This is a genomic window from Methylobacter sp. BlB1 (assembly GCF_015476545.1).
GTDB lineage: Bacteria > Pseudomonadota > Gammaproteobacteria > Methylococcales > Methylomonadaceae > Methylobacter.
The window spans coordinates 17353-39392 of the sequence record NZ_JADMKV010000013.1; the positions used below are offsets into that span (position 1 = coordinate 17353).

The 22040-nt window shown below is 53.7% G+C and carries 22 protein-coding genes; 13 read left to right on the forward strand and 9 right to left on the reverse strand.

The features are described 5' to 3' along the window. Positions 1 to 117: 117 nt before the first annotated feature. The 4 genes from proC (at position 118) to IT781_RS07065 (ending at position 2902) form a co-directional block, all read left to right on the forward strand. Positions 118 to 945, forward strand: coding sequence for a pyrroline-5-carboxylate reductase (gene proC, locus IT781_RS07050; protein WP_194969436.1), 828 nt, complete (start codon positions 118 to 120; stop codon positions 943 to 945). Then, entirely contained in the window at positions 945 to 1520 is a 576-nt protein-coding gene (locus IT781_RS07055) for a YggT family protein (protein ID WP_194969437.1), read from the forward strand. Before proC ends, IT781_RS07055 begins: the two co-directional genes overlap by 1 nt. Beyond that, complete coding sequence (locus IT781_RS07060) at positions 1517 to 1822, forward strand: DUF167 family protein (RefSeq protein WP_194969438.1); 306 nt, start codon at positions 1517 to 1519, stop codon at positions 1820 to 1822. The genes IT781_RS07055 and IT781_RS07060 overlap by 4 nt, the downstream gene beginning before the upstream one ends. Before the next feature lie 84 nt (positions 1823 to 1906). Beyond that, positions 1907 to 2902, forward strand: coding sequence for a DUF4124 domain-containing protein (locus IT781_RS07065; RefSeq protein WP_194969439.1), 996 nt, complete (start codon positions 1907 to 1909; stop codon positions 2900 to 2902). Here the strand turns inward: IT781_RS07065 and argB are convergent. The 4 genes from argB to coaBC are packed head-to-tail and all read right to left on the reverse strand — an operon-like array spanning position 2885 to position 7974. Then, positions 2885 to 3775 (reverse strand): acetylglutamate kinase, encoded by an 891-nt coding sequence (argB, locus tag IT781_RS07070; protein ID WP_194969440.1) that lies wholly within the window; start codon positions 3773 to 3775, stop codon positions 2885 to 2887. The genes IT781_RS07065 and argB overlap by 18 nt on opposite strands. Positions 3776 to 3794: 19 nt before the next feature. Then, positions 3795 to 6287: a phosphomannomutase/phosphoglucomutase gene (locus tag IT781_RS07075; protein WP_194969441.1), complete on the reverse strand. Its 2493-nt coding sequence runs from the start codon at positions 6285 to 6287 to the stop codon at positions 3795 to 3797. Positions 6288 to 6311: 24 nt separating this feature from the next. Further along, the gene (gene dut / locus IT781_RS07080; protein ID WP_194969442.1) at positions 6312 to 6767 is read right to left on the reverse strand and encodes a dUTP diphosphatase; all 456 of its coding nucleotides are present in this window, start codon (positions 6765 to 6767) and stop codon (positions 6312 to 6314) included. Next, positions 6748 to 7974 carry a bifunctional phosphopantothenoylcysteine decarboxylase/phosphopantothenate--cysteine ligase CoaBC gene (gene coaBC, locus IT781_RS07085; protein WP_194969443.1) on the reverse strand — a complete coding sequence of 409 codons (1227 nt, stop codon included), beginning with the start codon at positions 7972 to 7974 and terminating at the stop codon, positions 6748 to 6750. Before coaBC ends, dut begins: the two co-directional genes overlap by 20 nt. 63 nt (positions 7975 to 8037) lie before the next feature. Here coaBC and radC point away from each other — a divergent pair, with 63 nt between their 5' ends. After that, on the forward strand, positions 8038 to 8712 hold the full coding sequence (gene radC, locus IT781_RS07090; RefSeq protein ID WP_194969444.1) for a DNA repair protein RadC: 675 nt from the start codon (positions 8038 to 8040) through the stop codon (positions 8710 to 8712). A gap of 3 nt (positions 8713 to 8715) precedes the next feature. Here the strand turns inward: radC and IT781_RS07095 are convergent, their stop codons facing one another. Further along, complete coding sequence (locus IT781_RS07095; protein WP_194969445.1) at positions 8716 to 9609, reverse strand: phosphoribosylaminoimidazolesuccinocarboxamide synthase; 894 nt, start codon at positions 9607 to 9609, stop codon at positions 8716 to 8718. 74 nt (positions 9610 to 9683) lie between these two features. Between IT781_RS07095 and djlA the strand changes: the two genes are divergently transcribed. After that, on the forward strand, positions 9684 to 10490 hold the full coding sequence (gene djlA, locus IT781_RS07100; RefSeq protein ID WP_194969446.1) for a co-chaperone DjlA: 807 nt from the start codon (positions 9684 to 9686) through the stop codon (positions 10488 to 10490). Positions 10491 to 10539: 49 nt separating this feature from the next. Here djlA and IT781_RS07105 read toward each other — a convergent pair whose 3' ends face one another. Together IT781_RS07105 and IT781_RS07110 are read right to left on the reverse strand one after the other, a co-directional pair. Further along, positions 10540 to 11673, reverse strand: a complete 1134-nt coding sequence (locus tag IT781_RS07105) for a PilT/PilU family type 4a pilus ATPase (protein WP_194969447.1) — start codon at positions 11671 to 11673, stop codon at positions 10540 to 10542. Between the two features lie 9 nt (positions 11674 to 11682). Next, complete coding sequence (locus IT781_RS07110) at positions 11683 to 12720, reverse strand: type IV pilus twitching motility protein PilT (protein WP_194969448.1); 1038 nt, start codon at positions 12718 to 12720, stop codon at positions 11683 to 11685. A 113-nt stretch (positions 12721 to 12833) separates the two neighbouring features. Here IT781_RS07110 and IT781_RS07115 point away from each other — a divergent pair, with 113 nt between their 5' ends. Continuing rightward, complete coding sequence (locus IT781_RS07115) at positions 12834 to 13517, forward strand: YggS family pyridoxal phosphate-dependent enzyme (protein WP_194969449.1); 684 nt, start codon at positions 12834 to 12836, stop codon at positions 13515 to 13517. Here IT781_RS07115 and IT781_RS07120 read toward each other — a convergent pair. Continuing rightward, complete coding sequence (locus IT781_RS07120; RefSeq protein ID WP_194969450.1) at positions 13508 to 14191, reverse strand: hypothetical protein; 684 nt, start codon at positions 14189 to 14191, stop codon at positions 13508 to 13510. The two genes, IT781_RS07115 and IT781_RS07120, sit on opposite strands and share 10 nt — an antisense overlap. Positions 14192 to 14547: 356 nt before the next feature. Between IT781_RS07120 and IT781_RS07125 the strand changes: the two genes are divergently transcribed. The 4 genes from IT781_RS07125 to IT781_RS07140 are packed head-to-tail and all read left to right on the forward strand — an operon-like array spanning position 14548 to position 18774. Beyond that, positions 14548 to 15144, forward strand: coding sequence for a TetR/AcrR family transcriptional regulator (locus IT781_RS07125; protein WP_194969451.1), 597 nt, complete (start codon positions 14548 to 14550; stop codon positions 15142 to 15144). A 59-nt stretch (positions 15145 to 15203) separates the two neighbouring features. Continuing rightward, positions 15204 to 15476: a DUF4242 domain-containing protein gene (locus IT781_RS07130; RefSeq protein ID WP_194969452.1), complete on the forward strand. Its 273-nt coding sequence runs from the start codon at positions 15204 to 15206 to the stop codon at positions 15474 to 15476. Positions 15477 to 15484: 8 nt separating this feature from the next. Beyond that, positions 15485 to 16828 (forward strand): selenium-binding protein SBP56-related protein, encoded by a 1344-nt coding sequence (locus tag IT781_RS07135; protein ID WP_194969453.1) that lies wholly within the window; start codon positions 15485 to 15487, stop codon positions 16826 to 16828. A gap of 59 nt (positions 16829 to 16887) precedes the next feature. Further along, the gene (locus IT781_RS07140) at positions 16888 to 18774 is read left to right on the forward strand and encodes a cytochrome c peroxidase (RefSeq protein WP_194969454.1); all 1887 of its coding nucleotides are present in this window, start codon (positions 16888 to 16890) and stop codon (positions 18772 to 18774) included. A gap of 31 nt (positions 18775 to 18805) precedes the next feature. Here the strand turns inward: IT781_RS07140 and IT781_RS07145 are convergent, their stop codons facing one another. Then, positions 18806 to 20260, reverse strand: a complete 1455-nt coding sequence (locus IT781_RS07145; RefSeq protein ID WP_370526956.1) for a CHAD domain-containing protein — start codon at positions 20258 to 20260, stop codon at positions 18806 to 18808. Between the two features lie 181 nt (positions 20261 to 20441). Here IT781_RS07145 and IT781_RS07150 point away from each other — a divergent pair, with 181 nt between their 5' ends. Then, a complete protein-coding gene (locus tag IT781_RS07150) occupies positions 20442 to 20957 on the forward strand; it encodes a histidine phosphatase family protein (protein WP_194969456.1) in 516 nt (171 codons plus the stop codon). 93 nt (positions 20958 to 21050) lie between these two features. Further along, positions 21051 to 22037, forward strand: a complete 987-nt coding sequence (locus IT781_RS07155; RefSeq protein WP_194969457.1) for a PstS family phosphate ABC transporter substrate-binding protein — start codon at positions 21051 to 21053, stop codon at positions 22035 to 22037. Positions 22038 to 22040: the final 3 nt, after the last annotated feature.

Consider the following 22040-nt stretch of genomic DNA (forward strand, 5'->3'; position numbering starts at 1 on the left):
GGTAATGGCGAGCGCTTAAGGCAGCACAGCGGCGCATATATTAAAAGACTTGTGATTGATTGCACAGACCCTATATAGGTTAAAATACTTTTAACCCTAACCAAATACACTGTACACATGAAAACACAAAAAATAGGTTTTATCGGCGGCGGCAATATGGCGTCCAGTCTGATGAGTGGACTGATTGCCAGCGGCCATTCCCCGCAGCAGCTTTGGGTGTCGGATATCAACAAGGACCAATTGGCTTCTCTGGCGGCCAACCTGCAAGTCAATATAGCGCCAGACAACGAGACCGTCATTCAGGAAGCGGAAGTCGTTGTGCTGGCCGTCAAGCCGCAGGTGCTGCGCCAGGTGGCCGAAAGCGTGGCTGCCCTGATTCAGCACAAGAAACCTCTGGTCGTATCCATTGCGGCCGGCATCACTCAGGCTAGCCTCAGTTCATGGCTGGGCGCCGATACGGCCATCGTCCGCTGCATGCCCAATACGCCGGCTCTGGTCTTGACCGGCGCTACAGGGCTGCATGCCAACCGTAATGTCACTGCGGCGCAGCGGGATCTGGCCGAAAACATCATGCGTTCGGTCGGCATTTCGCTATGGGTTGACGATGAAAGCGATTTGGATGCCGTAACTGCCGTTTCAGGCAGCGGTCCCGCCTATTACTTTCTGCTTATGGAGGCTATGGAAAAAGCCGCCGTGGAATTGGGGCTGGATAAACACACCGCGCGCCTGCTGGTTCAGCAAACGGCATTGGGCGCCGCCAAAATAGCCCTGGAATCGTCCGAATCGCCGGAACAGTTGCGCAAGCGCGTGACGTCGCCGGGCGGCACTACGCAGCGTGCCATAGAAACGTTTGAGCAGGGCGGATTCACCGAACTGGTTTCAAAGGCCATGCATGCCGCAAGGGACCGCTCTATCGAAATGTCTAAACCAATGGAGAACAGTTGATGGACTCTACTTATGTAACCAACCCGGCTATTTTTATCATCGATACGCTGTTTTCCCTGTATATCCTGGCGGTCATGCTGCGTTTTCTGCTGCAGTGGTGCGGCGCCGAATTTTACAACCCGATCTCCCAGTTTCTGGTCAAGGCGACGCATCCGCCTCTGAGGATATTGCGCCGCTTTGTGCCGCCTATCGGCAAAATCGATACCTCGTCGCTGGTGCTGGTGCTGGCGCTGCAGATGCTGGCCGATTTCTCCATATTGATGCTGAAAGGCGTATCGATCGGCATCGGCGCATTGACGATATTGTCGATGACGCAGTTGGTTTCGCTACTGATCAATATCTTCATCTTCGCCGTGTTTGCCAGAGCCCTGCTCAGCTGGCTGAATCCGGGCACGTTCAATGCAGCTGCCTCCATCCTGTACAGTCTGACTGAGCCTTTGCTCAATGTCTGCCGCCGCTTTATTCCCGACCTGGGCGGTATCGATCTGTCGCCGCTGGTCGCGCTGCTGTTGCTACAACTGGCAAAAATGCTTATTTTGCCGCCGTTGCAGGAATTGGCCAGTTTGATCGGATGAACTGGTATTTCTATGAACAGGGCGTTTTGACCCTGAATCTCCATGTTCAACCTAAAGCCAGCAAGGACGAATGGGCGGGGTTGCACGGTGACCGGCTAAAGCTGCGAATCAAGGCCCCGCCGATTGACGGCAGGGCCAATCAGCATTTGCTCAAATTCATAGCAGGCGAATTTGGCGTCAGCAAATCCGCCTGCACGCTCATATCGGGCGAATCGGGCCGGGAAAAGCGCGTTGCCATTGACTCGCCGCGTAAATTGCCTGATTTGCCCGAACCGTTGCGGTTTGATATCTCGTTAAGCTAAAGCCCGGCTCGGGCAAAGCCATGGATATCTGCTATCTTTACTTTGTGTTTCAACTCCGTAAAGATCGTCGATGAATCTATGTCAATGCGCATTTCTACAGTAAGCCTTTGTTTAGCCGGTCTGATCTGTTTGCTCAGTAGCCAGATCGCGCTGGCCAAAAAAATGTACCGATGGGTGGATGAGCACGGCAATGTTTTCTTTTCCGATCAGGTGCCGCCGGAACATGCGGGATACCGCCGTGAGTCGCTCAATGAAAAGGGCAGAGTGGTTGATGTTACGCCACAAGCCAGAACAAAAGAGCAGCAGGCGCAGGACCGGCAGTTGGAAGCGCTCAGGAAAGCGCAGGAGAAAATGATCGCCAAGCAAAAATCGCACGATCAGGTTTTGCTCAGCACTTTCCGCAGCCTCGACGATATGCAGGCGATGCTGGAAAACAATATGAAAACGCTGGAGATCCAGAAAAGCTTACTGCAGAGCAATCTGCAGCGCCTCGAAAGCCAGCTGGAGGCCCAGCAAAAGCTGGCCGCGGCGCATGAGCGCAACGGCGAGAAATCCCCGGCAACTCTGCTGGACCGCATCAAGTCCGCCGAGGCGCAAATTCAGCTCGCGCAGGCAGAAATAGACAAGCAGTCGGAGAAGATGCAACAGGCCCAAGCGCAAAATGCAGCAGACGTCGAGCGCTATAAATTCTTAATCGAATCAGGCGATGGCACGCCGGCCGCAAATGCCGAAACAGCGCAAAACAAGATGCCGGAACTGGGGCTTTTCATCTGCGACAGCGAGGCACAATGCGCGAAAGCCTGGACCAGCGCCCATCACTTTATCAATACGCACGCCTCAACCGACGCCGATATCGATAACGACAAGCTGATCATGAGCAAGGCGCCTGCCAAGGACGGCGATCTGAGCTTGTCTGTTTCAAGAACGGACGATGGCAACGGTAGGCAGCAGCTTTTTCTGGACGTCCATTGCCGGGACACATCGCTGGGCGTGGAGCTGTGCGCCAGCCAGAAGGTTTGGGATATAAGGTCTGCATTCAGACCTTATATCGAATCCGCGTTGCTAGTGACTGATCAGTAATGTGCCGACGCCCTGGTCGGTGAATAGTTCCAGCAGCACGGCGTGATCGACGCGGCCGTCGATGATATGTACGCTGGTCACGCCGCCTTCGAGCGCATCGGTGGCGCAGCGGGTTTTAGGGATCATGCCGCCGGAAATGGTGCCGTCGGCGATCAGGTCGTCTATGTCTTTTATCGACAGGCCGGTCAGCAGTTCGCCCTGCTTGTCGAGAATGCCGGCGGTATTGGTCAACAGGATCAGTTTCTCGGCTTTCAGAACTTCGGCTACTTTTCCCGCCACCAGATCGGCATTGATGTTATAGGAAAAGCCGTCTTCGCCGACCCCGATCGGGGCAATGACCGGAATAAAATTGCTGTTGCCGAGCATGTCGACCACGCTCGGATCGATGCTGCTGACTTCGCCGACATGGCCGAGATCAATGATTTCCGGCGCTTGTGCCTCCTGCGCCGATTTTTTCAGCGCGATTTTTTTGGCGCGGATAAAATTGCCGTCCTTGCCGGTCAGGCCGACCGCTTTGCCGCCGTGCATATTGATCAGATTGACGATTTCCTTGTTGACCAGCCCCCCCAGCACCATTTCCACCACATCCATGGTCTCGCTGTCGGTGACGCGCATGCCGTCGATGAAGTTCGAGGTTTTGCCGATTTTTTCCAGCAAGCGTCCGATTTGCGGACCGCCGCCATGAACGACGATGGGATTGATGCCGACTAGTTTCATCAGCACGATATCGCGGGCAAAGCTGTGCTTCAGCGCCTCATCGACCATGGCATTGCCGCCGAATTTGACCACGACGGTTTTGCCTTTGAAGCGCTGGATGTAGGGCAATGCCTCGATCAGGACATCCGCTATTTGGTGAGCTGTTTTTTTCTGCATAGTTTTTGATTTTCCACTATTAAAAAGGTAACACAATATCCGGCTTGATTTTCTGCATGAGCTGTCTGAATTGCGCCTGAATATCACTTAGGGCGGATTTGCTGTCCGCCTCGAAGCGGACGACCAGCGACGGGGTCGTGTTGGACGACCGCACCAGTCCCCAGCCGTTGACGAAATCCACGCGCATGCCGTCGATATTGGTAATTTTGCCGCCGGTAAAGTTGGCCGCCGAGAACATACTTTCTATGAATTTGAAGTTTTCGCCTTCCGCCAGCTCGATATTCAGTTCCGGCGTATTGACGCTGTCCGGGAAATCGGCGAACACCTCGGCGCTGGTGCGTGTATCGGCCGACAGTATCTCTATCAGGCGCGCGGCCGAGTATAAGGCGTCATCGAAACCGAACCAGCGGTCATTGAAGAAAATATGGCCGCTCATTTCGCCGGCCAGCTTCGCGCCGGTTTCTTTTAGCTTTGCCTTCATCAGCGAATGGCCCGTTTTCCACATCACGGGCCTGCCGCCGGATTGTACGATCTGTGCCGGCAGATGCCGCGAGCATTTGACATCATAAATAATTTCAGCGCCCGGGTTCGAGGCCAATACATCTTTGGCGTACAGCATCATTTGCCGGTCCGGCCAGATGATTTTGCCGTTTGAATCGATTACACCCAGCCGGTCGCCGTCACCGTCGAAAGCAATGCCCAGGTCCGCCTGGTAATGCTTGACCGATGCGATCAGGTCGGCCAGATTGTCCGGTTTGCCGGGGTCCGGATGATGGTTAGGGAACGTGCCGTCGACATCGCAGAATAATTCGATGACTTCGCAGCCGATGGTTCTTAACAGTACGGGGCCTAACTCACCAGCGACGCCGTTGCCGCAGTCCAGCACTATCCGCATTGGCCTGGCTATGTGAATATCCTCGGCAACCGCGCCGATATATTCATTGGCGAGCAGGGTGTTTCGCTCTATCCTGCCTTCGCCGGTGGCGTAGGCCTGGCTCATGATGCACTGTTTAAGCTGCTGGATTCTGTCCTCGGCCAGCGTTTCGCCACTGATGACCATCTTCAGTCCGTTATAATCGGCCGGGTTATGGCTGCCCGTGATCATGACGCCGCACTGGCCTTCGGTATGCTTGGCCACGTAATAAAGTGTGGGCGTAGGAACCATGCCGATATCCAGCACATTTTGGCCGGTGGCAAGAATGCCGTCAGCCAGCGCCTCGGTCAAGGAAGGGCTTGACGTCCGGCCGTCCCGTGCTACGACAATCGTTCTGCATCCGTGCTGCCGAGCTTCAGTCCCTAGCGCGCGGCCAATATCGTAAACCACTTTTTCAGTCAGCGTTTTGCCGACAATGCCGCGGATGTCGTAAGCCCTGAAAATGGCCGCCAGGGCGTCGGGCATCTCAGTTGGTTTCGGCAGGTCTTTCCCGATTGCTTTTGCCGCCACGGCAGCGGCCTGGGCAGGCTGCGCATCAGGCAGGTCTTCTTCAATGACCGACAAATGCAAACCGGAATTCACCGGTCCGCCAAGAACATCATCGAATTCGAATGCTTCATCTTGATCTATAGTGATAGCTTGATCATCATGACCTTCCATGACCCGTTTGTATTGCGCCAGTGTTGGGATAACGCCCTGCATTTGAGTTAAATAGACCGGATAATTGCCGAGAGATTTATGGGTAATCATGTCCTTGAAAGCTTTCAGCACAATGCTGATATCCTGATTCAGCAATTCCGATAACTTCCGGTAGCCGACAAAGAAGGCTAGCGCGGCAAACAGCGCGATAATGACGGTAAAGCCGGCTATCATCGACAATTCATGAACATCCGCGCCAGTCGGATAGCCATAATGAAGCTGCCAGTCCGCATGCGCGACGTTTATTTTCTCGTTGACATCGAGCTCACCAGCGGCCTGACTGCCGGAAGAACTCAGTACCAGGGCGGCTTGCCTTAATTCCAGGTAGCTGCCCTTGGCCGGCATGGCTTGCAGGCTTTTATTGATAAAGTCGTAGCTCAGACTGGCGAGAATAACGCCGATGGCCTGATCATTGCGCATGATCCTGCTCGTCATGGCCAAATGCCGGTCGGGCCCCTGATCGCCCTGTATGGCGACCGGCTGGCTTCGGTTGAAGGTTTCGCGCACCATATCCAGATCGGCATACCCCATGCGCGGCACGCTTTTTTCATCCAGTTCGCTGGCGCCGGGCAACAGCACCCGGATTTTCAAGGCATCGGGAACCTGTTTTTCCAGTTTTGCGGCCACTGCGCCCAACAGGGCAGGATCGGTGCTGGAAACGGCGGCCAGCACCTCCGGATCTTGCGCCATTTTATCGAGAATGCGTTGCCGGGCCGCAATCTGTTCGGATAGCGCCAAAGCCGCTCCTTGCGCCTGCGCGGCCGCGGCGCCCTGTTTTGCCTGTGCGACCTCCGATGCGGATATCCAGTAAACGCCGGCGCCAACGCTCAAAATCATCAGGATAATTACTGCCGATAGCCACGCGAAGATGCGTTCCATTTTTTGATCTCTACTAAAAAGCGACTAATGACGGCCCGTATGGCCAAACCCGCCGGCGCCTCGGGCGCTTTCGTCAAATTCAACGACCTGTTCAAACGACACCTGGGCGACCGGCACAAAAACCATTTGCGCAATGCGCTCGCCGATGTTGATGGTGAAAGCCGTATCGCCGCGGTTCCAGCATGATATGAAAACCTGGCCCTGGTAGTCGGAATCGATCAGCCCGACCAGATTGCCCAGCACAATGCCGTGTTTGTGCCCCAGGCCAGAGCGCGGCAATAAAACCGCCGCCAGTTGATGATCATCGATATGGATGGCCAGTCCGGTCGGAATCAGCACGGTTTCGCCGGGCTTTAATTCGACCGGCCCGTCCAGGCAGGCGCGCAAGTCCAGGCCGGCCGATCCTGCCGTTGCATAGTCCGGCAAAGGAATTTCTTTGCCCAGGCGATCATCCAGAATTTTAAGCTGTATTTTTTTCATCACATCTCTTTGCGATTAAGCTGATTAATTGTTCCGCCAGATGAGTTTTATCCGTCATGGCCAGGGTTTGCTGACCCGTTGCCCAGAAAACCTGTAAGGCGTTCTGTTCGCTGTCGAAGCCGCCTTGATCGCGGCCCACCCAGTTTGCTGCGATCATGTCGAGTTTCTTGGCGGCCAGCTTGCCGAGCGCATAGGATTCAAGGTCATGGGTTTCGGCGGCAAAGCCGACTGTGAACGGCCGGTTAGGCAACTGTGCGACTTCGGCCAGAATATCGCGGGTTTTTTGCAGCGTTATTATCGTCTGCTCGTCCTGTTTCTTGATTTTTTCAGGCTGCACTGTGGCAGGCGTGTAATCGGCGACGGCCGCTGCTCCAATGTAAATATCATGCGTCTCGGCTCTGGAAATGACAGCCTCGTACATTTGCGCCGCCGTTTCCACCTTGACCACGTCGGCGTCGGCTGGCGGCGTCAGGGCAACCGGTCCGCTGACCAGCGTCACCCGAGCGCCGGCTTTGAGCGCCGCGCGGGCCAACGCATAGCCCATCTTGCCGGAGCTGCGGTTGGTGATGTAGCGCACCGGGTCAAGCGGCTCGCGCGTGGGGCCGGCGCTGATCAGGATTTTCTTGCCATGCAAATGCTGACCTGTAGGTTCGGCCCATAAACGCTCACAGATTTCAGCCGGTTCGGACAGGCGGCCGAAGCCGGTTTCGCCGCAGGCCTGTTCGCCCTGGCCGGGGCCAATTATCGTTGCGCCATAGGCGATGAGTCTTTGGATGTTTTCCTGCGTGACGGGCTTGTGCCACATAGCCTGGTTCATGGCCGGCGCGATATAAATGGGGCAGGTGGCGGCAAGGCAGAGCGTCGACAGCAAGTCGTCAGCCAGACCGTGGCTCAACTTGGCGATTGTATCCGCCGTTGCCGGAGCGATAACGATCTTGTCGGCCCAGCGCGCTAGATTGATATGACCCATGGCATTTTCCGCTTCGGCGTCGAGCAGTTCGGTATGCACGGGATTGCCGGACAGCGCCTGAAACGTCAAAGGGCTGATAAACTGCATGGCGGAACGCGTCATGACTACACGCACATCGGCGCCTTTTTTACGCAGCAATCTGACCAGTTCAGCCGACTTATAAGCGGCGATGCCGCCGCAGACAGCCAATAAAATATGCGTGTTAATGGGAAGCACCTGGAAAATTAATAAACGCATTATTATGGCAAGTCTGGAAAAATTCTTCTATGCTTAAATTCTCATCAGCATAAGGAGATACCTATGGCTATCAAGGACTGGCCTGCCGAAGAGCGGCCCCGGGAAAAACTGTTGCAACGCGGTTCGGAAGCGTTAACCGACGCGGAACTGCTGGCCATTTTTTTGCGTACCGGCACGCCGGGCAAATCGGCCGTCGATCTGGCCCGGGAATTATTGACCGACTTCGGTTCGCTGCAGGCGCTGCTGGATGCCGATTTATCGCGCTTCTGCCAGGGCAATGGTCTGGGAAGCGCAAAATACGCACAGCTTCAGGCCGTGCTGGAGATGGCCCGGCGTCATTTCAAGGAAATCCTGCAGCGTGGCAATGCGCTGACCAGCCCGGATATTACCCGAGCCTATCTGAGTGCGCATTTGCGCGGCTACAGCTATGAAGTGTTCGCTTGTTTGTTCCTGGATAATCAGCACCGGGTCATAAAGCTCGACGAACTGTTCAGGGGCACCATTGACAGTGCCAGCGTTTATCCCAGGGAAGTGGCCAAGCAGGCGCTGCATCACAATGCCGCGGCAGTCATCTTCGCTCACAACCATCCTTCCGGCATTTCCGAGCCCAGCCAGGCTGACAGACAGATTACCGAGAAGCTCAAGCAGGCTTTGGCTTTGTTTGATATCCGCGTGCTGGACCACTTCATTATCGGGGACGGGCAGCCGTACTCGTTTGCCGAGCACGGGCTGCTGTAGGGATTAACCTTGCGTTAACCGAGCTTCCGCTTCTCGGTATTTGGCCGCGCAAAACTCGGCCACTTCGGCCGGCAGGGATGGGCCCGGCGCCGTTTTATCCCAGTCCAGCGTCTCGAGGTAATCGCGCACATATTGCTTGTCGAAGCTGGGCGGGCTGATGCCTACCTGATATTCATCGGCAGGCCAGAAGCGCGATGAATCGGGCGTCAAGGCTTCGTCAATCAGATGCAGGACGCCGTTCTCGTCGAGGCCGAATTCGAATTTGGTATCGGCGATAATGATGCCGCGTTCCTTGGCATAGGCGGCCGCTTCCGTATATAGCTGCAAGCTGGCGTCTCGCACTTTTTCAGCTATGTCCTGGCCCATCAGCTCCACGGCTTTTTCAAACGAAATGTTCTCGTCATGTTCATGGACGCCGGCTTTGGTCGATGGCGTAAAGATGGCTTCCGGCAATTGCTGGGCCTGCTTTAAGCCTTCCGGCAGCCGAATGCCGCAGACCGCGCCCGATTTCTGGTAATCCTTCCAGCCGGAGCCGATCAGATAGCCGCGCACGATGGCCTCGACCGGCAGCGGCTTCATCTTTTTCACGACCACCGCGCGGCCTTCGACTTGCGCGCGCTCGGCCGGATCGGCAATGACCTGTTCCAGCGGGATATCAGCCAGATGATTCGGCAGGATATGGCTCAATTTGGCAAACCAGAAATTGGAAACGCGCGTCAGGACGCGGCCTTTGCCGGGGATCGGATCGGGCAGGATCACATCGAATGCGGATAGCCGGTCTGTCGTTACGATCAGCATGTGCTTGTCATCAATGTCGTAAATATCGCGGACCTTGCCGCGCGCGCGCAGTTTTAAAGAAGACAGTGATGATTCGTAAAGAGCTGCCGGAGCATTCATAAGACCTCGCTAAACGTTCAAAAGGAAAATATGGTAATTTTATCATTGTTTTGTATTGAACAGGATTGATATAAATGGCTTGGTTAGGCAAATTTCTAGGCGGTGCGTTCGGATTCCTGTTCGGCGGGCCTTTGGGGGCGATGTTGGGCGCTTCCGTCGGCCATCAGTTTGATGAAGGTTTTGCCGATATCGGAAGCAGCGAACTGTTCGGCGACGGGGACCAGCAACGCGTGCAAATGGCGTTTTTTACCACGACTTTTTCGGTTATGGGCCATATCGCCAAGTCCGATGGCCGCATCACGCCGGAAGAAATAGCCCTGGCCAATCGCATCATGGATCAGATGGGGATTTCAGGCGACCTGCGCACGACTGCGATCAATCTGTTCCGGCAGGGCAAGCAGCCCGGTTTTCCGCTCGATGAGGTGCTGGCGCAATTTCGCAGGGAATGCCATTGGCGAACCGATCTTATCCGCATATTTGTCGAAATCCAGTTGCAGGCGGCTGTTGCCGATGGCGCGCTTAATGATTACGAAGAGCGGCTGCTCCTGCATATCTGTGCGCAGCTGCGCGTTTCGCGTTTTGACTATGAGCGCATGAAAATACAGCTGCAGGTCCAGTACCGTTTCTACGGCCAGGGCCGGCAGCATCAAAAGGCCAGGCAGCAATCCAGCCTGCAGGACGCTTATGAAGTGCTGGGCTTGACGCCGGCGGCCAGCGATGCCGAGGTTAAAAGAGCCTACCGGCGTCTGATCAGCCAGCATCATCCCGACAAACTGGTCGCCAAAGGCCTGCCGGAAGAAATGATGACCATCGCCAAGGAAAAAACCCAGCAGATCAGGAAGGCTTACGAGACGATTCAGAAATCGGGCAGAAAGATCTGACAGCGGCAAAGAGCAACCCGGCAGATTTCTCCTCGCCAAAAACGCGGGCTTAAAAAATCGTGCCCTTATCGTCATCGGTTTCTGTCAATACCATACTGTTATCATCGAAAGTGCCGGAACTGTCAGCGCCCAGCTTGATCATCAGGCGGACTTCGTTTCTGGAATCGGCCGAGTTGAGGGCATCGTCGTAGCTGATCTTGCCGGCAACATACAGGTCGTACAATGCCTGGTCAAACGTCTGCATGCCTTGCTCGCGCGAGTCTTTCATGAGCTCCTTGAGCTTGTTAATCTCGCCTTTGCGGATGTAATCCTTGGCCAGCGGCGTGTTGATCAAGATCTCGACGGCCGGATAGCGGCCCTTGCCGTCCGCGCGCTTGATCAGCTGCTGGGCTACGACGCCGCGCAGGTTCAGCGACAAATCCATGAACAATTGATCGTGCATTTCTTCAGGAAAGAAATGCAGAATCCGGTCCAGCGCCTGGTTGGCGTTGTTGGCGTGCAGTGTGGACAGGCATAAATGCCCGGTTTCGGCGAAAGTGATCGCATTCTGCATGGTTTCGCGCGTTCTGATCTCGCCGATCAGGATGACGTCGGGCGCCTGCCGCAGAGTATTTTTTAACGCGACTTCATAGGATTCGGTATCGACGCCGACTTCGCGCTGGGTGATGATGCAGCCCTGGTGCTGATGTTCGTACTCCATCGGGTCTTCGATCGTGATGATGTGGCCGCTGCTGTTCTGGTTGCGGTATTTGATCAGTGACGCCAGCGAGGTGGATTTACCGGTGCCGGTCGCGCCGACGAAAATGACCAGGCCGCGTTTTTCCATGATCAGGTCTTTCAAGACGGGCGGCAAATGCAGGCTTTCGAAATCCGGAATGTCGTTTTCGATGCGCCGGAGCACCATGCCGGCCGCGTCGCGCTGCGTGAAGGCGCTGACCCTGAAACGCGCCAGCCCCGGCACGCTGATCGCGAACTGGCATTCCTTGGTGTTTTCAAACTCGTCCCTCTGTTTCTGATTCATGATGCTGAGGACGATTCTTAACGACAGCTCTTCCGTCAACGGCGATTTGGACACTTCCACAAGCGAGCCGTCGACTTTCATGGTCGGCGCCCGGCCAGCCGTAATAAACAAATCGGATGCTTTTTTCTGCACCATCAGTGCAAGTAGCGCTTTAAAATCCATGCTGACCTCTTAGCGGAACATATCTTTGTTGACGGCTTTGACCATCGCGGTCTTGGCTGTGATCAGGCCCTTGTCGACCAGTTCTTTCAGGTTCTGATCAAGCGTCTGCATGCCGTCTTTGCGGCCCGTCTGGATGGCCGAATACATTTGCGCGACCTTGGCTTCGCGGATCAGGTTTCTGATCGCGGGCGTGCCGACCATAATTTCATGTGCGGCAATACGGCCGCCGCCGACTTTCTTGAGCAGGGTCTGCGAAATAACCGCCTGCAGCGATTCGGACAGCATCGAGCGGATCATGTCTTTTTCGGCGGCCGGAAAGACGTCGATAATACGGTCGATGGTTTTAGCGGCCGAGGAGGTATGCAACGTTCCGAATACCAGGTGGCCGGTTTCGGCTGCGGTTAAGGCCAGCCGGATCGTCTCCAGGTCCCGCATCTCACCCACCAGGATAACGTCCGGGTCTTCACGCAGGGCCGAACGCAATGCTTCATTGAAGCCGTGGGTGTCGCGGTGAACTTCGCGCTGGTTGATCAGGCATTTCTGGCTTTCGTGCACGAATTCGATCGGGTCTTCAACGGTCAGGATATGCGCGTAATCATTGATATTGATGTGGTTGATCATGGCCGCCAGCGTCGTCGATTTGCCCGAACCGGTAGGGCCCGTCACCAGAATCAGGCCGCGCGGTTTGCGCGTCAGTTCCTCAAAAAATTTGGGTGCCTTCAGCTCTTCAAGGCTCATGACTTTGGACGGAATCGTTCTGAAAACGCCGGCCGCGCCGCGCTCCTGATTGAATGCGTTGACACGGAACCTGGCAATACCGGGCAATTCGAAGGAAAAGTCGGTTTCCAGGAATTCTTCATAATCGCGGCGCTGCTTGTCGTTCATGATGTCATACATCAGCGCATGCACTTCCTTATGCTCCAGAGCGGGAATATTGATGCGGCGGATATCGCCATCGACCCTGATCATGGGCGGCAGGCCGGCGGACAAATGCAAATCCGACGCGTTGTTTTTAACTGAAAAGGCCAATAACTCGGCAATATCCATAATATCCTCTTGAAGCGTTTAAAAAATCATCTCTATACCATAGTTCAAGTCTTTGCTTTTTTGAAGGCGTATTGTTTAATAATCGGCAACGTAGCTTAAATATTGCACAGATTATGATAGCCGAGCGACTCAAACAGATAAGGGACCAGATCAGCAAGGCTGAACAGGCCTACAACCGCAAACCGGGATCGGTTTTATTGCTGGCGGTCAGCAAGACCAAGCCGGCCGGCGATATTGCTAGCGCCTACAGGGCGGACCAGCGTCATTTTGGGGAAAGTTATCTTCAGGAAGCGCTGAAGAAACAGCAGGAACTCGGCGCTTTTGACATTACCTGGCATTTTATCGGCCCCATCCAGTCCAATAAAACCAAACCCATAGCGGCGCATTTCGACTGGGTCCACAGCGTTGATAAGTTGAAAATCGCACAGCGGTTGAGCGAGCAGCGTCCGGCTCATCTGCCGCCGCTCAATATTTGCCTGCAGGTCAACATCAGCGGCGAGGCTAGCAAGTCTGGCATCACTCTGGCCGAGTTGCCGGATATGTGCGAGCAAGTGGCGCAACTGCCGCATTTAAAGTTGCGCGGCGTCATGGCCATTCCTGCGCCCGAGGCCGATTTCGAGCGGCAGCGCCAGCCCTATAAAGCGCTTTATCAGGCCGTGGCGGCACTCGGCAGGCCTGAGCTGGATACGTTCTCGTTCGGCATGACCGGTGATCTGGAAGCGGCGATTGCGGAAGGGGCGACGATCGTCAGGATCGGTACGGCATTGTTCGGCGCCCGGGACTATGCTCAAGCATAGGCATATCGATTTTGGATAAGGCAGTTGTCCAGCAATGCCATCACTTCTTCGCAGTCAATGATCGATTTCGGGCTGGCCAGAATATAGTCCGCCAAAGCCATGATGGCCCGCCAGTTTTGCGCATGATGGACAAATGCGAAGGCTTTCATGAAAAGCTCGCCGATTTTCTTTTCGCGCAGCGCTTGGTCCGCTATAAAGCATTCGAGATATTCGCCGGCCAGTTCCAGGTCGGATGTGCCGCCGTAATAGCGCAGCGCATTCAGATTCACCAGATAGGCGTTAATGACTTCATCATCGCGCGAGGCGATGTATCGGGCTTCGGCCAGCGGCCCAATCAGCAGATTGACAATGTCGGCTTCGAAAGCCTGTTGATAGGCTTGTTTTTGCTCTATAGAGAAATCGTTTGTGGCTTCTTCAATCGAAGACGGCAGCATATGGATCAAGCGCCCTCCCTCAACTTTGGCCGTGCAATGGGCGTAGGATTCTGATGCGTGCCGGGGAAAATCAGCGGTCGGTTTTTTAATGACAATCTGAAAAAAAACCGGCGGTAGCGATTTTTGCCGATTGCCTAAATGAATCGCCACGGCGTGTCCTGCTTCATGGATGGCAGTCTGCCGGATCAGTTCTTTGTAATTGACGTGCTCAATCGCGTGAGAGACTTCACTGCGTTTCATAACAACCTCCATTTATTAAAAAAAATGCGGACGATCCAGGCTGCCCGCATTATTGTGAGGAAGGATAAGTAACTCTACTGTTGAGTACAGGTAAGAGTCGGGAAAAGTCTAACGACTTGAATTGGTCTTGTCGTGAGTCAAATTGCCGCGCGACAATATGCCGCTCAATTTGGCATGGAATCTGCAATAATTGTTGGATTTGCCCGATGCCAAGTCATTGATAATCAGGGCTTGCGCCGATTGTTTTGACACATTTCAGCTTTTTATGCGGCATATTGCACAGGCAAATAGGGCATATCGCGCATTAGAAAAAAATATATTTTGACGATTGAGACAACCGGTCGTATTATTGAGCCATGACAAAAATCACGCAAAAACAGATCAATCGGGAGAATCTGCTCAGCCAGGGCGTCGCGCTGCTGATGGAGCAGGGTTACCACGGCACCGGATTGAAAGAAATCCTCGACGCCGTGCAGATCCCCAAAGGGTCTTTTTATAATTATTTCGGCAGCAAGGAAGCGTTCGGCGCGGCTGTCATTCAGCATTATATCAATCCGTTCATCGAGCAGTTAAGCGCGCATCTGGACAACCCGAACACGGATGCCCTGACTGCGCTGCGGCGTTATTTCGATGAACTGATCGGCGAACTCGAAAAAGCCGAATTCAAAGGCGGCTGCCTGCTCGGCAACCTGATGGGGGAAATCGGCGATACCAGCGAAATCTGCCGGGCTTCTCTACAGAGCGCAGTCGGGCGCTACCGGAATTTATTGCAATCAGGGTTGGAACAAGCGCAGCGGCAAGGCACGGCCAGAACCGATAAATCGGCCGCCGACATGGCCGATTTACTGGTCAATGCCTGGCAGGGCGCACTGTTGAGAATGAAGATCGAGAAATCTTCGGCACCGCTGAAGCAATGTTGTCAGGAGCTATTGGGCGATTTTTTCAAAGCCTGATTTTTTTGTAACCAAAATAGAGACGACCAGTCATCTATATCAATTCTAGGAGAACTTATATGCCAAAATATGTTATCGAACGGAACATCCCCGGCGCCGGCTCATTAACCCCCCAGGAACTGCAGGGCATTTCGCAAAAATCTTGCGGCGTGCTGCGCGAAATGGGGCCGCAAATCCAATGGCTTGAAAGCTATGTGACCGATGACAAAGTCTATTGCGTTTATATCGCGCCTGATGAGGCAACGCTGAGAGCCCATGCCGAGAAAGGCGGATTCCCTGCCGATCGCATTTCTCAGGTTAAAACCGTGATCGACCCTACAACGGCTGAATAGGAGCAGCTATGAAATCTAATAAATTGCGGCTGAACCGCTTCATGACAGCGTGCGCCTTTACCGCGTCCACGCTCGGTTTGGCCGGCATCACCGCCGCGCAGGCCGATGAGACCTGCCAATCGCCTTACATGGTGAAGATTACCGGCCAGGAGGATGTGGTTTATGTCTGGACCTTGGGGATGGAAGGCGTGGGCGATGAGCAGGACAAGATGGTGACCGTCGATGTCAATCCGAAGTCGAAAACTTACGGCAAAATCATCCACAGCGTGTCCGTGGGCGGGCGCAATGAGGCGCATCATTCCGACTTCACCGACGATCGGCGCTTCCTATGGGCCGGCTCTCTCGACACCAATAAAATCTTTGTCTTCGATGTGCACACTGATCCGGCCAAGCCCAAACTGGTCAAGACCATCACCGATTTCGTCGCCAAAAGCGGCGGCGTGGTCGGCCCGCACTCGACCTATGCATTGCCGGGCCGCATGGTCATCACGGGCCTTTCCAACAATAAGGACCACGGCGGCCGCACCGCACTGGTAGAATATACCAATGACGGTGACTATGTGGCGACCTACTGGCTGCCGACCGATAGCAACCTGCAAGGCGCCATCAAAACCGGCAAGTATGCCGACGGTTACAACTATGATGTGCGCGCACTGCCTCGCCGCAACCTGATGCTGACAACCTCGTTTACGGGCTGGTCGAATTACATGATGGATTTCGGTAAGATGCTCGGCGACAAGGAAGCCATGAAGCGTTTCGGCAACACGATGGTGCAGTGGGATCTGCACGCACGGAAGCCGAAAAAAGTCTTTGATGTGCCGGGCGCGCCGCTGGAAATCCGCTGTGCCTGGGAGCCAACCCACAACTATTGCTTCAGCACGACCGCCCTGACTTCAAAGATCTGGCTGATTCATGAAGACAAAGCCGGCGAATGGCACGCTAAAGAGGTCGCCGATATCGGCGAGCCGTCCAAAGTGCCGCTGCCGGTGGACATTTCGATCTCCAGCGATGACAAGCGGCTCTGGGTCAATACTTTCATGGACGGCAAAACCCGTCTGTTTGACATAAGCGACCCGTTCAAGCCGAAACAGGTTTATGAGAAGAAAATCGGCGCCCAGGTCAACATGGTGTCTTCAAGCTGGGACGGCAAGCGCCTGTATTACACGTCTTCATTGCTGGCCAATTGGGACAAGAAAGGCGCCGATAACGAGCAGTTCTTTAAAGCCTACCACTGGGACGGCAAGGAGTTGAAAGAGCAATTCGCGATCGATTTCATCAAGGAAAAACTGGGCCGCGCCCACCAGATGAAGTTCGGCGCTTACTCGCTTTACAAAACCTCATCATCCAAGTGATCCATGACAGGGGCGGCTTCGGCCGCCCTTTTTCCAGTTTTACCGGAGTAAGTCTCTCCATGAACAGCGTCCTCTTGACTACAGCATTGCTCGCGATCAGTTTAATCACGGCTAACGGCTATGCCGACCCTAGCCCCGCCGCTTTGCCTTCCTCCGAACGCCTTGAATTTATCGCTCCGGAACCGGGCACTTATCACCTGCCGGCCTTGGGGACTGCCGCCGATGGCGCCGTGCTGAATACGGAAGGCAAAGAGGCAACGCTGCATGACTTGATGGGCGACAAAGTCGTCCTGCTGAGCTTTATTTATGCTACCTGCAGTGATGTCAACGGCTGTCCGCTGGCGACCTCGGTGCTGCACAAAATCAAGAACCGCCTGAAAAAAGAGCCGGATCTGGCCAAGCAATTGCGGCTGTTGACTTTAAGCTTCAATCCTGAGCATGACACGCCGGCCATGATGAAGCAGTACGGTCAGTCATTTCAGGAGCCGGGCGTCGAATGGCGGTTCCTGACCACGCGCTCGGAGCGGCAGTTGCAGCCGATACTGGACAGCTACAAGCAAACCCTGGAAAAAGTTTACGACGACCAGGGCCGCTTTACCGGCACGTTCTCGCATATCCTGCGCGTTTACCTGATCGATAAAGACAAACAGCTGCGCAATATTTACAGCGTCTCATTCCTGCAGCCGGAGGCGCTGATCAACGACATCAAGACTGTGCTGCTGGCCGGGAAAAAATCTGAAACCCAGGCGGCCAAAACCGATACCGCTGCGCTGTATGCCGCCGGCGACAATAAAAACCACTACGAACGCAGCGATTATGAAACGCACTCGATGGCCCTGACCGACCGCACCGGCCAGCCGGCCGATCTGCTTAAAACGATCAGGCAGCCGCCGTTGGGCTTGCCTGCCGTGCCTGTGCCGGACAACAATCCGCTGACTGCTGACAAAGTCAGCCTGGGCCGAAAACTGTTCTATGACCGCCGCCTGTCGCTCAACAACACGTTTTCCTGCGCCATGTGTCATGTTCCGGAGCAGGGTTTTACCAGCAACGAGATGGCCACGGCCGTCGGCATCGAAGGCCGGACGGTCAGGCGCAATACGCCGACGATCTACAATGCCGCTTATGCGCAGAGACTGTTCCATGATGGCCGCGAAAACGCACTGGAGCAGCAGGTCTGGCTGCCGCTGCTGGCGCATAATGAAATGGGCAATCCCTCCATCGGCTATGTGCTCGACAAAGTAAAAAGCAGCGCCGGCTATAACGAACTGTTCAAGAAAATCTTCGGCAAGGGACCTGACATGGAAAGCTTGGGGATGGCGATCGCCAGTTATGAACGGACCTTGAATTCGGCCAATTCGGCTTTCGACCGCTGGTATTACGCCAAAGACCCGCAGGCGCTCGATGCTAAAGCGCAGCGCGGCTTCAAGCTTTTTACCGGCAAGGCCAATTGTTCAAGCTGTCATGTCGTCACTGCAGAACACGCCTTGTTCACGGATAATAGTTTGCATAATACCGGCATCGGCTACGCGGCCGCGATGGGTAAAACGGAAGACGCTCAACGCGTGCAGGTCGCTCCGGGCGTCTATGTCGATGTGGCGGCGCAGTTGATCGATTCGGTTTCCGAAATCAAACCCAATGACTTGGGCCGGTATGAAATAACCCAAAATCCGGATGACCGCTGGAAATACAAGACCCCGTCCCTGCGCAATATCAGCCTGACTGCGCCGTATATGCACAACGGCTCTCTTGGGACACTGAGGCAGGTCATCGAGTTCTATAACAAAGGCGGCGTTGTTAATGAAAACCTGGACCCTTTGATCAAGCCGCTGAATTTGACGAGCCAGGACATGGATGATTTGGAGGCTTTTCTGAATACACTGACCGGCGATAATGTCCGGGAGCTGGTTTCGGATGCTTTTGCCGCGCCGGTCGGCGATGCGGAATAGGCTCGGTCAGGCATCATGATGATAAAGTCGCTTAAGCTTTAAGAGCGAGCAGCGAGTTAAACACGGAGTGACTTTCAGATTGGCTAAAAACGGTGAATTGCTTGATGAAATCATGGCGCGCCCGGTGCCGGCGGGCGTCCAGTTCCTGAATCAATCGGTCCATCGCTGAAACCGTATTGGCCGGCATAGGGTTGGCCAGTATTTCCTCGCGGAATAGTTTTAATGCGTGCATCTGTACTTCACCGTCCTGAAATTCGCCCAACACGATCTGGAAGGCTTTCAGGGATTTAACAAGAGGCTTGATCTGGTCTTCAGGATAAAGAGATTGAAAAAACTCCAGCAAATAATGCAGCTTCTTACAGGTTTTTCTTACCTCATGCAGCGCTTCGGCCGGAGATTGTTCGGTGATGGCTTCGCCTTTCTGCATAAGCCGGCCATAAATCTTGCAGAGTCTGCGCTCGGCCAGCTCTTTAATGGGCAGCTTGGCATTGGGCTCCAACGGATTTCTTAACGCCGGTTCTTTCAGGTACTGCTCCCATTCGGATAATGTAAAAAGGTATTTTTCGGACTTCAGTTTCCTGACCAGTTCCTTATGTGCTTTTTCTTGTTTGGCCTGGATCAATTCATGCAAGGGACTTAGGTCCTCCTGTGTGGAAGCCGGCTGGCTCTCTTTGTAGCGTTCAAAATCCAATAGAAAAACGTCCAGATCACGAGGCTGGCTGGTAATCTGTCCGAGCCAGGAGAAGAATTCGGCGTAATATGAATTGATAGGCTCAGGCAGTATGCCTTTGATTTGGTTGAGGCCGGTCCTGGTTTTACGGACCGCGATGCGAAAATCATGCAGAAATTCGCTGTCTGTATGGGCAATGGTTCCCTGTTCATTATCCTTGATGGTTTTCAGCAGGTGGCTGTAAATGAATTTGCCGGCAATATCGGCTCGCATGGCCGGGTCCAGGTTAATGGCCGGCCGCGAGGTGTAGGTTTTAGGCTTGATGCCTTGCAGTTTCAGGGCTGTCAGCAGCAGTGGTTCGTCTGAAAATTTCAGGTTAAGTTCTGCAGTTAATAATTCGCTGATTTCCGAGACTGCATGCTCATGGCCATCGATTAGCTGCATTGAAGCGCGATTATTGTACAAATCATGCTCTTCAATAAAGAGATTGAGCATGGTTTCTCCGCGCTGATTGATTATGTTGAGCCGATGGCATTGATAATTGAGCTTGCAGACAGACAATAAGGCGCGCATCTCCAGCACCGGCTCGATCAGACTGCGTATCTCTCCCGGCCTGAATTGTCTGCTGAAAGCAGGAACGCTATCAAGCTCTTCCTTGGCGATGATTCGTCCTGTTTCAAGATGCCTTAATACCAGTGTGGATGAAGAGAGGGATTGATTAAGTTCGCAAGTGATGCTGTGAGCATAAAGCCGCCAGTCAAAGCTGTCGTAATAAGTCTTGAGCGTGTATTGTCGGCTAACCGGTTGCAAATCCACTTTGTCGCTTAATTGAGCAATAAATTTTTCCGTTGTTAAATTGATGGGAAATTCAAAATCTAGGAGCATATTTGCCAGGATAGTAATAGGTTCGGGGGCGTCTGATATAAACACTGTCAAGCCTATCAACAGAGTATTAACGTTTAATGACAGGCCGGCGTTCAACTACCAAAGGTTGGGTATGAATAGAGAATTATGGTTGCTGCGGCACGCAAAATCGGATTGGCATGTCGATGCCGATGATTTCGATCGACCGTTAAGCAGGAGAGGAAAACGCGCAGCCCGACAGATGGGGATCTGGATGAAGCAGCATCAGTTGCTGCCAGATTTCGTGGTCAGTTCGCCCGCATTAAGAGCCGTGGCAACGGCGGAGATAGTCTGCGCTGCATTAGGACTGCCGGCTCAGGTCATCCATCGGGACAAGCGCTTGTATGAGCAGGATCTGGAGGGATTGAAAGACACGCTTGCCGATTGTCCGGTTCGGGCGGAGCGGGTTTTATTGATTGGTCATAATCCGGAACTGGAAGCGCTGCTGATTGACTTGGCAGGCAAAGCAGCCGTGCCCGATAAAGATAAGTTATTACCGACAGCGGCTCTGGCAAGATTGATCATATCTAGTGACTGGAGTCGCCTGAACACAGGGTGCGCAGAACTATTGTCCATTACTTATGCCAGGAATTTACCCAAAGATCGTTAATAGGTAATATTACAAAAAATGAGGGTTGTCATATTACTGTCATCTATTGCTTGCATAATAGTTTCAAGTTAGTTATTTCAGTAAAGGCAGGTTATGAAATTATTTTTCAATGTGAAACAGTTGGTTACAGCAATCGGGATGGCTTCCGTCTCATTAGCAAGCAGTCATGCGATGGCTGCACAGACTGTTGATGCGGCTATTCCCAGCTATCAAAAAGCCAGCGGCGTATCGGGTAATTTATCCAGCGTAGGTTCAGATTCATTGGCAAATCTGATGACGCTGTGGGCAGAAGAATTCAACCGCAACTATCCGAACGTCAACATCCAGATTCAAGCGGCCGGTTCTTCTACCGCACCTCCTGCCTTAACCGAAGGCACGGCCAATATCGGCCCCATGAGCCGTAAAATGAAAGATGACGAAATCGATGCGTTTGAAAGCAAATTCAATTACAAGCCTACTGCCGTGCCTGTAGCCATCGATGCCTTGGCGGTTTTCGTCAATAAAGACAATCCGATTAAAGGTCTGACGCTGCCTCAAGTCGATGCGATTTTTTCGGCGACACGCAAGTGTGGATACGACAAAGACATTACTACCTGGGGTGAAACAGGCATTACCGGGGCCTGGCAAGGCAAAAGCGTTCAGCTATACGGACGTAACTCAGTTTCCGGCACATACGGGTTTTTTAAGGAAGAAGCTTTATGCAAGGGCGACTTCAAAGATAACGTCAATGAACAGCCTGGCTCTGCCTCAGTGGTTCAGGCGGTGACGACATCAGTAAACGGTATCGGTTATTCCGGTATGGGTTATACGACATCAGGCGTCAGAGCAGTGCCGTTGGCAAAAGCGGCAGGCGAAGCTTTTGTTGATCCCACGCCTGAAAATACACTGGCTGGCAAGTATCCTTTAGCGCGTTACCTGTACGTTTACGTCAATAAAAAGCCTAACCAGCCATTGGCACCCTTAGAAAATGAGTTCCTTAAAATGGTATTATCGAAAGAAGGTCAGCAGGCTGTCATAAAAGACGGCTATATTCCACTGCCTGCCAAAGTGGTTGAAAAAGCATTGGCTTCCATTAAATAACAG